The organism is Wocania arenilitoris, from assembly GCF_021728535.1.
In the GTDB taxonomy this organism is placed as follows: domain Bacteria; phylum Bacteroidota; class Bacteroidia; order Flavobacteriales; family Flavobacteriaceae; genus Wocania_A; species Wocania_A arenilitoris.
The window spans coordinates 151819-165636 of sequence record NZ_JAKKDU010000001.1; the positions used below are offsets into that span (position 1 = coordinate 151819).

Consider the following 13818-nt stretch of genomic DNA (forward strand, 5'->3'; position numbering starts at 1 on the left):
TCTCTCTTAGAGAATCGAATTTTATTAAAAACTGCCATTAAAACACAATATTTTTGAATTAGTGGCGGGTTTTTTTACTATAAACTATATTTTAAAGCTAAAATAAAGTTCCTGCCTGCTGCTGCAATACCAGAAGAATAGGTTTTATAGCGTTGGTCTGTAATATTTTCTAAACTTGCAGTAAGCAACAAGGCCTTATTTAATTGATATTGTGTTCTGGCATTTAGCGTACTCCACGATGGGGCATAAGGGTTTCCATTTTCATCTTTTGCATAAATATAATCTTTCCCTATTTCAGAAGGCGCTAACTGATTAAATGACAATTCGTTATTATAATTAGCAAATACATCTATTTTTAATTTTTTATGGCTCCATACTAAATGTGTATTTCCAAAACTTGGAGCGACATGTCGAATAGGAACTTCAATACTTTCTTTCTCCTCAGTACCACCAATAACACTATATTGCGAGGTTAATTTAAGGTTTTTATTAATGTTTATGTTTAAGCCTACCTCAAAGCCATAAATCCAAGCTTTTGAAGCATTTTGTATAGCTTGTACATTACTTAATTCCCCATCGTATATAATCTGTGTTTTACCATTTAAGGTATAATCTCTTCGTACCAGCGCATCATTTAAGTAAGTGTAATACGAACTCATATCTAAAATAAAATCATCACTAAAACTTAACTTAAGCCCTACCTCACCACCATAAGCATATTCTGGTTTTAAATTCTCGTTTGGTACGACAACCGATCCTGGTTCAGAATCGAATACTTTACCAATATCATCAATATTTGGAGCTCTAAAGGCTGATGACGCATTGAGTTTCCATTGCAAGGTTTTATTTGGCGACCAACTAATACCTGCTGTTCCTGTAAAGGCACCTGATTTATTTTCAGAAGATTCAAAAGGTAAATTCAAATACACATTATTAGATGAAAAATCAGCTTTAGAAACAATATGATTAAAACGTAAACCAGATTGAAAAACAAACTTTGAGTTAGGTTTATATTTAATACTAGAATAAATCGCTGCAGATTGCCAACTTGCACCATTTGGGTACCTTGATACCGTTGGGAAGCTTGTCTTATTTGTTATGTTTTCTTCTTTTCCATGAGACATTACTTTGTTGTAAATATATTCAAGTCCATAAAAAAGTTGCATTTTTGTGCTTAAGGTTTTTTCAAAATCAAGATTAAAAGAATAAGCATCTACAGCTTCTTCTCTTATGTTTCTTATATCTGATTGAAAACCTCTATCTCTTCTACTCTCCTGAAAATTCTGATACGCTAAAGTTGCCTTAATTTTATTATATATATTAGAACGACTACTTAATTTTGTTATTTGAAAGTTAGACATAAACCATTGCTGTGGGCCATAATTCCATTCTGCAGAGCGTAGTGCATCATTATTATATCGAATCAATCGGTCGTATCTTGGTATGTCTGAAGTTGAAGTATAATGCAAGCCTAAATCGAAACTTAAATTCTCGTAAGGTTGATAATTCACTTTTTGCATGGCGTTTATTTGATTATACCCAGAATACTTTTGCTTTAAAGGATTGTTATTTTGTATAATAACATCACCACTGTTTGCTAATAATGCAAACTCAGGTCTTAAATAATCATTGGGTCCGTTATTTCCCATTCTTAAATCGTTAAAATATGTATAACTCACATTGGTTAAAAATGCCCACTTTTTGTAGCCTAAATTAAAATCAAGATGTCCTGTTTTTTCTTCATTTGCAGTAGCATATCTAACAACAGCATTTGATTGAAATAAAAGCGAATCAGTTTTTGATAGTTTTGGTTTTAAAGTATAAAAACTCATAACACCACCAATAGCATCACTTCCGTAAATAACCGAACCAGAGCCTAATGTTACCTCAGTATTGTGTATTGCAAAAGGGTCGATGGCAATAACATTGTGCAAATTTCCACCTCTAAAAATGGCATTATTCATTCTAACCCCATCAACAGAAATTAATAATCTGTTTGTTGAAAACCCTCGAATCATTGGGCTTCCTCCTCCTAATTGGCTTTTTTGAATATAAACTTGTCCTGATGCTTCTAGCAAATCTGCACTAGTTTGTGGGTTTGTAAATTGGATGCTTTTAGAGTTTAAGCTGATAATCTTTTGAGGTATATCTTTTTTATTTTGTTCAAACTTTGATGCCGATATTACAATTTGATCTAAACCTTGTGTATTAGCATCCAAATAAACAATATTTGAAGTGCTTATTTGAGATTTTGTTAGTTGTTTTAGATGGTGCGATAAGTGCTGAAAATAAATAGTTTCGATGTCTGAAAACGTACTTAAATTAGCATTTCCGTTAAAGTCTGTAATAACACTTTTTGTTTTATTGTTGTTATAAATAGCAACACCCGTAATTGGCTCTTGGGTAAGTTTATTTAAAACTTTTATTTGTTGAGCAAACAAAAAATTTGATGCAAAAAATATCAAAAAAATGGTATAACGAAATGGCATACTTCAACTAAAAACTTGATTAAAAATTTGCAGTGATTTTGGGGTTTTAAAACTGCCCAAATGTAATTCAAAATAAAGCAAAATCATACTTAAAAATGATTGTCTTTGTTTTGAGTTAATTTTCAATAAATATAACGCATCAAATGTTGTGCCCAATAAGGCTTTTAGTAATGTTAAATTTTCTCCAGAAATAGAGTATTTACCTTGTTGCTTTGTTTCAAATTTACCATCTAACAAATTAAAGTAATTGTATGCTGTATTTATTTCTTCGGGGTAAAACCCTAAATATTTGGTAAGGTTTAGCAAAAAAAGTAAATGGAAATTTGAGTACTCGGGTTGTTCATCTAACCACAATAATGTAGTTTCTATATAATTAAATAAAGTACTGTTTTGCTCTTCTTCTTTTAGAGTATTTGTTAAAACCTCAGCCAAAAACATAACGATTGAGCTTTTTAAAATATTAGAATGTAAACTTGTGTAAAGATGATTTAACTTAACCTCTTTAACAACTTGTAAAGAGCGATTTTCTTTATAAATAATTACTAATTGTAATTGTGAGAGTAGTTGAAAGTAAGCTGTTTTAGAACGTTCTTTTTTACTTTTTAAAATCCCTTTTAGCAAAAAGTTAACAACACCTAATTGTTCTGTGTAACATTTTACAATTAAATCGTTATCGCGATATTTTATTTTAGATAAAACAATAGCATTTGTGGTAAGTAGCATTATCTAACAACCATTAATTTTAAAACCTTAGTTTCAAAGGTATCTAAATCTGATAACATAATAAGATATACACCAGAGGCTACCACATTGTTGGCTAGGTTTTTTCCGTTCCAATAGGCTGTTCCTCCATCAATTTCAAGGTTATAACCTCTATATCGAAGATTTTTTCTGGATTGGGCTTCGGCTACTAAGTTACCTTCAATATCTATTATTTTTATATTTACATTTTCTGAAATGTCTTTAATTTTTACTCTTTCATCAACAATATTAAATGTTGGTCTTACTGGGTTTGGGTAGGCGTAAGCACTTTCTAAATTTTCTAACGGACTAGAACCACCCGAACGAAAAGACACTAACCCTTTACTTGTTGCAATGTAAACAATACCATTTGAATCATCTAAAGAAATATCATTTATGGTATTTGATGGAAGTGGCGAATTATCTGTTGTAAAATGAAAAATAGTATTTTGTCCGTTAGAAGATAGGTAGAATATCCCAGAATCGGCTGTTCCAATCCATTTATTGTTTGACCCATCGGCTTCAATATCTGATATAAATTGTTCAAAAAGTAATTCCTTTGCTATACCATCTTCTTCTATAATTATTTCGTCAACTCGAATATTCTCTTCGGTAAAGAAATTAGATGTATTGTAGAACACTCTCAGACCTTTGAGTGTACCAATCCAAAGCTGATTTCTTTTATCCATAGCCAATGCTGTAACATAAATATCTGGCATGTTTTCTTCTAAAGTGCTAATGTTTTTTATTGATGTATTGCTTTCATTAAACGCTATAAGCCCATATTTATAACTAGCAATCCATTTTGTATTGTCATTCCCAATAGCTATATCTCCAAAGCCTAGGTTTCCTCCTGCAAATCCGTCAGCAATAATATCAGTGAAACTGTAGGAACTCCATTGATTATTACTTGGGTTATATGATTTTAATGGACTATCTATTCTGCTTGTAACTGTCCATAAAAGCCCATTATTATCAAAAGTTGATGCTCCTACTCTTATATCTATATAATTTGGATCGGAAGGTAGTATTAGTGACTCTAGTCCACTATTGACTTGATTATATAAAACATTAGGGATATCATCATTCACTTCTAATAATCCACTAAAAAACGAGCTTATAAATACTTGATTACTGTTATTTGGGTTTATTGAAATAGCATTTAAACTCTTTGCCTCAAAAAGGTTTTCATATGGTGTGTTTATCCAACTATCATCTTTAAAATGACTAATTCCTCTATTATTTAAAGGATAGGGATTATAAAATAAATTATATTCACCAAAAGTTACCCACAATTCATTATTGCCAGATTGAATTGAAAACGGTGTATTTAGTAATGGTCCTTCAGGGTAAATTTCTTCAAACAAAATTGGGTTAGAAAGTAATGTTTTTAAAATACCAAAATTTTTAGTGCCAATATAGATTGAGTCTAAGTGAAAGATTGCTGATGTAAATTGAGTATCAAAATTACTATTGACATTAGCTTGAGATATTAAATTAAAACTGCTATCATAAATAAAAACACTATTCCTTGTTGTTATTAATAATCTGTCGTCTGTTTCTTTAACATCAACTGGCGTATCGGGATATTGAAACGACTCCGTTAAAATATCATTTACTACTTGATAAATTCTTCTATTGGTTCTAATGGTGTATAAACTGTTTTCGACAGATTGGACGGCTAAAAAATCACCATTGGATATGGTTTCCCAATTTTGATAATCAATTAAATTAGGACTTGTTATTTGTGCCTTTTTTAACCCGTTACCATCTAAACAAACAGCATAAATAAAATCGCCTAAAATGGTGGTTTGATTAACACGTGTTTGAGAACCTAAATTTCCAATAAAATAAGTATCTCCAAATTCTAATCGTTCTAAATCAAAAACTGATATCCCAAAATTGGTAGAAATATAAACCACATTATTGTAAGCGTTAAAATGATTTATTTTTTTATCTGTTGGAGGAATGGTTGGTTTATCTATTATATCAACAATTGTAAGAATGTCATCATCACCATCAAAGGCCACTTCTATTAACCCATTTTCGTAACCAATAAGCAACAACTCGTAAATATCGCTGTAATATATTGTTGAAATGGTTTCACCAGATAACCCATTTACAGTAGTAAGTTTATTTAGTTCATTAGTTTGTATGTCTAAACTAAAAATAGCATTATCTGATGCCGCATAAATTTTGCTGTTCCCCTTAACAACATCCTTTATATTATTATATGAAAAATGACCTTCCCATAGTGCCGAAAAATCTTGGGCATAGTGCAAAAAAGGCGCGCAAAAAAGTATTAATACAGTTAGTTTTTTAATCATAAAATCTATTCTAATACAGTCCAAAGATATTTATAACTAACGAGTTTTGCTTTAAAATAATATATTTTAAAATAAAAAAGCCTCCTAAAATATTTAGGAAGCTTATACTAATAGTTAATTATAGTTATATTAAACAATACCTTGTGCCAACATAGCATCTGCAACTTTAACAAAGCCTGCTATGTTTGCTCCTTTTACGTAATTAATATACCCATCTTCTTCTTTTCCATATTCTATACATGAATCATGAATATCAGACATAATATCCTTTAATTTTTCATCAACTTCTTTTCTAGTCCAGTTAAGACGTAATGCATTTTGACTCATTTCTAAACCGGAAGTTGCCACTCCACCTGCATTTGATGCTTTGCCAGGAGCATACAGAATTCTAGCTTCTTGAAAAATATGAACTGCGTGTATAGTAGAAGGCATATTAGCTCCTTCGCTAACGCAAATACAACCATTACTTAAAAGCGTTTTTGCATCATCTTCATTAAGCTCATTTTGCGTTGCACATGGTAATGCAATATCACATGCTACCGTCCAAGGTGTTTTTCCTTTAATAAACTCTGCATTTGGATACTCTTTAACATATTCACTAATTCTAGCACGTTTTACATTTTTAAGCTCCATAATGTATGCTAACTTTTCAGTATCAATACCATCAGCATCAAAAATATACCCTGAAGAATCAGACATAGTTAAAACTTTAGCACCTAACTGTAATGATTTTTCAACAGCATACTGTGCTACATTACCAGAACCTGAAACTACAACAGTTTTCTCTTTAAAATCATCACCTTTATTATTCAACATCTTTTCTGCAAAATACACTGTGCCATAACCCGTTGCTTCTGGTCTTATTAAAGAGCCTCCCCAAGACATTCCTTTACCTGTTAAGACACCAGTAAACTCGTTTCTTAGTTTTTTATACATCCCAAATAAAAAGCCTATTTCTCTACCTCCTACACCAATATCGCCTGCAGGAACATCTGTATTTGGTCCAATATGTCTAAACATCTCACTCATAAAAGCATGACAAAAACGCATAATTTCATTATCAGACTTCCCTTTAGGGTCAAAATCTGATCCTCCTTTTCCACCACCCATTGGCAGCGTTGTTAAAGAGTTTTTGAAAACTTGTTCAAAAGCTAAAAACTTTAAAATGCTAGCATTTACAGTAGGATGAAAACGTAACCCCCCTTTGTATGGTCCAATTGCAGAATTCATTTGAACTCTATAGCCTCGGTTTACTTGAATTTCGCCTTTATCATCAACCCAACAAACCCTAAACGAAATTAATCGCTCTGGTTCAACCATTCGTAAAAGGATGTTTTTTCCATAATAAATATCGTGCTTAACAATGTAAGGAATTACAGTTTCTGCCACTTCCTCAACTGCTTGTAAAAATTCTGGCTCATGACCATTACGCTCTTTTACCAGTTCTAAAAACCCATCAATAGTACTTTTCATTTATAAGAATTATATTACTTAAATTATATACAATGTAATTTTACGCCACAAATATACGTTATCTTTAAAAATTACATTGTTTTTTAGCATTTTTTACAAAATGAGGAAATATTTGTTTGTTAATTCAGTTTTTATATATTTGTTGGCATAATGCCTCAAAAAATACAACCTTTATTATGCTTAACTTGAAACATTTAGCTTCAGCTTTTTGCTTGTTTGTTATTTCTCAAACTGCATATTCTCAATTAGGATTTTCTCACGAAATAGGTATTATTGCTGGCCCTGTAGAGTTTAGATCGGATTTTGGTAGTCGTAATGAGGCAGAAAACAACTTTGGTAACTCTGGTTTTGGTATAGGAATAGTTCACTACATCAATTTTTCGTATAGAGCAGATTGTAATTGTTATACAACCGACACGTATTGGAATGACCATTTTAAGATAAGAAACGAAATCTCGTGGAATAGAACCTCATTAAATCATCATGGTGAATGGGTAAACCCCAACCGTACTTCTATTAAAGCTGATAAATTAAGAGCGCATTCTGGTGTTGCTCAAAACCTTGATATAGGAACTCAACTAGAATTTTTCCCTAAAAGCATTCGTGATTTTCAGGCTTTTAGCTATCGCTTAGCACCTTTTGCAAGTTTAGGTGTGCATTACACATCTTTTAGTCCAAAAGCTAGTACAACTTATGGTGATACTACTGACCCTAACCATGGAGGCGTTTTTAATCAAGCTAACATATATCCAACATGGTTTGATAATTTTGATCCGGCAGTGGATCCTTATCCTATAAACGTAAATGGTGGAAGTACTTGGTCTATGGTGGCAAGTGCCGGAGTTCGTTATAAGCTTGATAAATTATCTGACTTGATGTTAGATTTTAGATTTCAATACTTTTTTGACGATTGGGTTGATGGTTTAAACCACAATTTAGAGTATAACAAACATAATGATTGGCTTTTATGGCTTAATATTGGTTATATTTACTACTTAGATTAAAAACACTCTTAATTAATATATAAAACCCCATAAATAAGAAATCTATATTATGGGCTTATTATTTTTTCTATCCTAAAGCTTGTTTTAAATCGTCAATTAAATCGTCAATATCTTCAATACCTACACTTAATCTAATTAAAGAATCAACTACACCTGTTTTTTCTCTTTCTTCTTTTGGTATACTGGCATGTGTCATACTAGCTGGATGACCAGAAAGCGACTCTACTCCTCCTAAAGACTCTGCCAATGTAAACACTTTTAAATTTTCAACTATCTTAATAGCTTCATTATAATTATTCCCTTTTGAAGTAAATGAAATCATCCCTCCAAAATCTTTCATTTGAGTTTTAGCAATATCATGGTTTGGATGGTTTTTAAACCCAGGCCAATACACCTTTTCAACTTTAGGATGATTTGATAAATATTCAGCAACTGCTTTACCGTTCTCAGAATGGCGTTGCATTCTTATATGTAACGTTTTTATACCTCTAAGTACTAAAAAACTATCTTGCGGCCCACAAATAGCTCCGCTTGCATTTTGTATAAAGTATAATTTATCTGCCAAATCTTTATCTTTTACTACTAATGCTCCCATAACTACATCACTATGTCCTCCAAGGTATTTAGTAGCCGAATGCATAACAATATCTGCTCCCAAATCAAGTGGTTGTTGTAAATATGGTGTAGCAAATGTATTATCCACTGCTAATAAAACATTATGCTTTTTTGCTATTTCAGATACCGCTTTAATATCAATAATAGTCATCATTGGGTTGGTTGGTGTTTCAACCCAAATAAGCTTTGTGTTAGTGTTGATATACGACTCTATTTTAGAGGTATTTTCCATTCCAATAAAATGAAATTTTATACCAAAATCCTGAAATATTTTAGTGAACAATCTAAATGAACCACCATATAAATCGTTAGTAGAAATTACTTCGTCTCCAGGTTTTAAAAGTTTAATAACAGCATCAATAGCTGCAAGACCCGACCCAAATGCAAGTCCGTAATTTCCGTTTTCAATACTCGCAAAAGCATTTTCTAAAGCATTTCTCGTTGGGTTATGCGTTCTAGAATACTCGTATCCTTTATGTCCTCCAGGTGTGGTTTGTGCATAAGTTGATGTTTGATATATTGGAGGCATTACAGCGCCATAAGCAGCATCGTGTTTTTGACCTCCATGAATTACTTTTGTATTAAATTTCATTGTTTATTGTATTTGAAACAAATGTAACTTTAAATTCGCTCTATTCAAACGCAATAATTACCTTTAACAATAGTTTATATTGTGATTATGCTTAAAAATAATTACCTTTTAGTTGTGTGCGCTTTTTTTATGCTTTCTAGCTGTAAAGAAAAAACTCAAATTACTTTTTATGAAACAAATTTAACTTCAAAAAACAATCATATTATTGAAGTTAACATCCCTTTAGCTATTGCGAACGATAAAGTTGCTAAAGCTATAAATTCAACTATAAAAAGTTATATAATTACTGCATTACAAATTGAAGAATCAAATGACTCAGTCATAAAATCTGTTGAAGAAAGCATTGAAAACTTTAACAACGAATATAATAGTTTTATAAGCAAATTCCCTGAGAGTACACAAGAATGGGAAGCCCAAATTGATGGCGAGGTTATATTTAAAACACCATATATTATAAGTGTTTCTTTAACGGCTTATACGAATACGGGTGGTGCCCATGGAAACTTAAATATTTCATTTTTAAATTTCAACGCTTCAACAGGGGAAACTATTGAAAACAACAAATTGTTTAAAAATATTAATGCTTTCAAAAAAATAGCAAAAGCATATTTTAAAGCCAATCTGGAGGACAAAGATCTCATTTTTGATACTGAAAATTTTCAGCTTCCTAAAAATATTGGATATAGCGACGATGGTATTATTTTACTTTACAATACCTACGAAATTGCACCTTACGCATCTGATATTATAGAATTTAGTATTCCTTTTGAAGTAGTAAAGCCTTACCTAATTTTTAATCGCTTTTAATAGGGCTAAAATATATCCATAGTGTATGCCCTCGTGAACAAGTATAAACTGCAAAGCCTCATTAATATTGTTTAATGTGTTTCCGGTAGTAGAAACGGTGTATGCATTATAAGTTTTAAAAACACCATTGTTATAATCAGCTTTTGTGTTTTCTAATGTTGAAAACAACAACCGTTTAATTTTATTAACTTCTTCTTGAGTCGCATCGGCTTCTGGTTTGGTATCTTTTCTGTATTTATTAATCATATCATCTGAAAGAATTGATGGTAAACCAGAGAGCTTATACGCCAATAATTGCTCTGAAACCACAATATGTGCAATATTCCAAATGATATTATTATTAAACCCTTTTGGGATTTTATTTAAATCTTCTAAAGAATTATCATCAATTATTTTATTAAAAATGGTTCGAAAATTAGCTGTTACTTGAAATGTAAAATTCATATTATTTATTTTTTTGATAAATATAGTTTTAATTTGTTTTTCAAAACTATTGAGTACCATGAAAAAAGCATACTATTTAAAAACCTGTAGTACCTGTATTAGAATTTTAAAGAATTTGAATTTGCCACCTGAATTTATTTTACAGGACATTAAAACTGAAGAAATAACAACTAAGCAGCTGGAAGAAATGAAAACACTTGCAGGAAGTTATGAAGCACTTTTTAGCAAACGCGCTAAGCTTTATAAAGAAATGGATTTAAAAAACCAACAACTAGAAGAGCGCGATTACAAACAATATATCTTAGAGCATTATACCTTTTTAAGCAGACCTGTTATAATTATTGATGATGCTATTTTTATTGGTAATTCTAACAAAACGGTTGAGGCTATAAAATTACATCTTGGTGAAAATTAAGGATCAATTTCAAAAGTTGTGTGTAAAATAATATTTATTTATGTTTTAGGTAGTTTTTATGTATAACAAATGTGACTAATTTACTTTTTCTGTGTCTAACAGACATGTATTGATAAAATAACGTATTTTAACCTTTACAAAACTTAATAAGTAACACTTAAAAAAACAAAACAAAATGGGACTATTTTCATTCATTAAAAACGCTGGAGCCAAAGTATTTGGAATAGGAAAAACAGATGTTGAAGAAGCAGCAGAAGCAAAACTGAGAGCTGAAGCAGCAGCTGCAGCAAGTTTACAAGAAACTGTTGGAGATTTACAATTACAAGTAGAAAACCTTAATATTCATATAGTTGATGATATAGCTACAATTACAGGAATGGCTTACGATCAAGCTACAAAAGAAAAAGTTGTTTTAGTTGTAGGTAACTCAAACGGAATTGCAACGGTAGACGATCAAATGACAGTTGAGCATATTGAGCCAGAAGCACAATTTCATACTGTTGTTAGCGGAGATACTTTAGGTAAAATAGCTAAAAACTATTATGGTAATGCTATGAAATACCCAGTAATTTTTGAAGCCAACAAACCAATGCTTACACATCCAGATAAAATATATCCAGGACAAGTATTACGTATTCCTGCCTTAGACTAATTTAAAGCACCTACTTTTATGAAAAAAGCCAACTTATTTTTAAGTTGGCTTTTTTAATCGTCATTCTGAGCGAAGCACGAGAATCTGTTTGTTATTAGTTTTAATCAAAAAGATTGACACAGTCATCCTTCCTTCACAATAATCAACGCTCTTTTAACAATGCTCATTATAAGCATCAACAAGGTTTTCAGCAATTAATTCTGCGGGCCTACCTTCAATATGATGACGCTCTAGCATGTGTACCAACTCACCATCTTTAAATAATGCCATACAAGGCGAGCTTGGAGGAAACGGAATCATATATTCTCTTGCCTTATCAACAGCCTCTCTATCAACACCTGCAAAAACAGTTGTAATATGTGTTGGGCGTTTAGCATTTTGTAAACTCATTCTAGCACCTGGGCGCGCATTTGCTGCTGCACAACCACAAACCGAATTTACAACTACTAAAGTTGTCCCTTCTTTTGCTAAAGCAGCATCAACAGCCTCGGCAGTTTGTAACTCTTCAAAACCAACATTGGTTAAATCTTCGCGCATTGGTTTTACTAATTCTGCTGGATACATATCTTAAATTTTTATGTTATAATTAATACGCTGCAAAGTTAATCAAAAAAGGGATAATTATTATTAGAGCGTTCCCTTAAAAAGCTTATGGCGTTATAAGGTCAGGCTATCGCTACTCGCGTCCTCTCCCGATAGTTATCGGGATCGGCGAGCTCAAACACGCCGCTCTATCCTTAAAGCTTTGCAACTGTAACAAAATCATAAAAAATTAAACTAACAATAGTATATTTACGCTTTAATAAATAATAAATACATGAGTTTTTCAAAATGGATAGGTGCCTCATTAGGCTGGTCGTTTGGTGGTCCAATAGGTGCTATAATTGGGTTAGCATTAGGGAGTATAGTTGATGCCATGGCAGACGGTAAAAACAGTCCGTTTTTAGGGCAAGGTAACCCACAACAAAGCAGACGCAGAACCACTTACAGAACGCGCCAAAGGCAACGCCCACAAACCCAATCGGGCGATTTTGAAGTGAGTTTACTAGTGTTAGCCTCTGTGGTTATAAAAGCCGATGGCAAACAAGACCAAAGCGAGTTAGATTTTGTACGTCAACAATTTGTAAACATGTATGGTAAAGAACGAGCAAATCATGCCTTTAAATTATTTAAAAATATAAGCAAGCAAAACATTTCTGTAAGGCCAGTATGCTTGCAAATTAGACAAATGATGGATCACCCATCTCGCCTACAACTTATGCACTTTTTGTTTGGTATTGCTAAAGCTGATGGTACAGTAACAAGCGATGAAGAACGTCAAATTTATACCATAGCAGGTTATTTGGGCATTAGCTCGCGCGATTACGACAGTATAAAAGCCATGTTTTATAATAGTATCGACAATGCCTATAAAATTTTAGAGACAGATAAAAGTGCAACTAACGACGAGATTAAAAAAGCCTATCGTAAAATGGCAAAAAAATACCATCCAGATAAAGTTATTCACTTAGGTAAAGAACACCAAAAAGGCGCCGAAGAAAAATTTAGGCAAGTACAAAAAGCTTACGAGCAGTTGCAGAAGGAGCGAAGGTTTTAATCTTTTGTCATTCCTGCGAAAGCAGGAATCTCATTTAATTCATTCTAAATGATTAATTTTTTCGAAAAAACTTAGGAGACCTTTTTATAATTTGACCATTAAGTAATAAACCCGTTTTATGAACGATAAAAAAATCTTAGAACTTTTTAAAGATGGTCAGCGAGAAAAAGCATTTAAAAAATTATATAGGCTTTATCCAAAAATTGAAGCGTTAATACTTTCAAAAGGAGGAAGCAAACAAGATGCTTCAGATGTTTTTCAAGAAGCCTTAATTATACTTAACAGAAATCTGGAAAAATCAGATTTTAAATTAACATCTTCATTTTATACGTATTTATATTCGGTGTCTAGATTTGTTTGGAAAGACACCCAAAAGAAGTTTTCAAAACAAGAATTACACAATTTTAACGATAAACAAATTGAATATTTCCACAGTGTTTTAGAAGAAAAAAAATACCAACTAGCAGAACGCGCATTTCTAGAATTAGGAGAACGATGTCGGCAACTTTTACAACTGTTTTATCATAAAGCCATGTCTTTTAAAGATATAGCTAAAGTGATGCAATTTAAATCTGAAAAAATTGCAAAAAACCAGAAGTACAAGTGCTTAACAAAAGTAAAAGACATATACCGAAACAGTAAAACAGTTCAATCTTAATTCA

General features: G+C 31.8%; 13 protein-coding genes. 6 read left to right on the forward strand and 7 right to left on the reverse strand.

The annotated features are described in order from the left end of the window. Window positions 1-77: 77 nt before the first annotated feature. The 4 genes from L3X37_RS00775 to gdhA form a co-directional block, all read right to left on the reverse strand. Entirely contained in the window at window positions 78-2489 is a 2412-nt protein-coding gene (locus tag L3X37_RS00775) for a TonB-dependent receptor (protein WP_237238256.1), read from the reverse strand. A 3-nt stretch (window positions 2490-2492) separates the two neighbouring features. Beyond that, window positions 2493-3212, reverse strand: coding sequence for a DNA repair protein RecO (recO, locus tag L3X37_RS00780; protein WP_237238257.1), 720 nt, complete (start codon window positions 3210-3212; stop codon window positions 2493-2495). Continuing rightward, window positions 3212-5557 carry a type IX secretion system anionic LPS delivery protein PorZ gene (porZ, locus tag L3X37_RS00785; protein ID WP_237238258.1) on the reverse strand — a complete coding sequence of 782 codons (2346 nt, stop codon included), beginning with the start codon at window positions 5555-5557 and terminating at the stop codon, window positions 3212-3214. Before porZ ends, recO begins: the two co-directional genes overlap by 1 nt. A 129-nt stretch (window positions 5558-5686) precedes the next feature. Next, window positions 5687-7030: an NADP-specific glutamate dehydrogenase gene (gdhA, locus tag L3X37_RS00790; protein ID WP_237238259.1), complete on the reverse strand. Its 1344-nt coding sequence runs from the start codon at window positions 7028-7030 to the stop codon at window positions 5687-5689. Window positions 7031-7206: 176 nt separating this feature from the next. On the opposite strand from gdhA, the gene L3X37_RS00795 reads away from it, so the two are divergent. Further along, window positions 7207-8034, forward strand: a complete 828-nt coding sequence (locus tag L3X37_RS00795; protein WP_237238260.1) for a THC0290_0291 family protein — start codon at window positions 7207-7209, stop codon at window positions 8032-8034. Between the two features lie 67 nt (window positions 8035-8101). Here L3X37_RS00795 and L3X37_RS00800 read toward each other — a convergent pair whose 3' ends face one another. After that, entirely contained in the window at window positions 8102-9241 is a 1140-nt protein-coding gene (locus L3X37_RS00800; protein WP_237238261.1) for a cystathionine gamma-synthase, read from the reverse strand. Between the two features lie 87 nt (window positions 9242-9328). On the opposite strand from L3X37_RS00800, the gene L3X37_RS00805 reads away from it, so the two are divergent. Then, window positions 9329-10048 carry a DUF3298 and DUF4163 domain-containing protein gene (locus tag L3X37_RS00805; protein WP_237238262.1) on the forward strand — a complete coding sequence of 240 codons (720 nt, stop codon included), beginning with the start codon at window positions 9329-9331 and terminating at the stop codon, window positions 10046-10048. Here the strand turns inward: L3X37_RS00805 and L3X37_RS00810 are convergent. Continuing rightward, on the reverse strand, window positions 10028-10492 hold the full coding sequence (locus L3X37_RS00810; RefSeq protein WP_237238264.1) for a DinB family protein: 465 nt from the start codon (window positions 10490-10492) through the stop codon (window positions 10028-10030). The two genes, L3X37_RS00805 and L3X37_RS00810, sit on opposite strands and share 21 nt — an antisense overlap. A 58-nt stretch (window positions 10493-10550) precedes the next feature. On the opposite strand from L3X37_RS00810, the gene L3X37_RS00815 reads away from it, so the two are divergent. Further along, window positions 10551-10907, forward strand: coding sequence for an arsenate reductase family protein (locus L3X37_RS00815; RefSeq protein ID WP_237238265.1), 357 nt, complete (start codon window positions 10551-10553; stop codon window positions 10905-10907). A gap of 175 nt (window positions 10908-11082) precedes the next feature. Then, on the forward strand, window positions 11083-11559 hold the full coding sequence (gene lysM / locus L3X37_RS00820) for a peptidoglycan-binding protein LysM (protein WP_237238267.1): 477 nt from the start codon (window positions 11083-11085) through the stop codon (window positions 11557-11559). Between the two features lie 153 nt (window positions 11560-11712). Here lysM and L3X37_RS00825 read toward each other — a convergent pair whose 3' ends face one another. Continuing rightward, complete coding sequence (locus L3X37_RS00825; protein ID WP_237238270.1) at window positions 11713-12123, reverse strand: BrxA/BrxB family bacilliredoxin; 411 nt, start codon at window positions 12121-12123, stop codon at window positions 11713-11715. 253 nt (window positions 12124-12376) lie between these two features. On the opposite strand from L3X37_RS00825, the gene L3X37_RS00830 reads away from it, so the two are divergent. Together L3X37_RS00830 and L3X37_RS00835 are read left to right on the forward strand one after the other, a co-directional pair. Then, window positions 12377-13156 carry a TerB family tellurite resistance protein gene (locus L3X37_RS00830; protein ID WP_237238271.1) on the forward strand — a complete coding sequence of 260 codons (780 nt, stop codon included), beginning with the start codon at window positions 12377-12379 and terminating at the stop codon, window positions 13154-13156. A gap of 118 nt (window positions 13157-13274) precedes the next feature. Next, entirely contained in the window at window positions 13275-13814 is a 540-nt protein-coding gene (locus tag L3X37_RS00835) for an RNA polymerase sigma factor (protein WP_237238272.1), read from the forward strand. The last annotated feature ends 4 nt before the right edge of the window (window positions 13815-13818 follow it).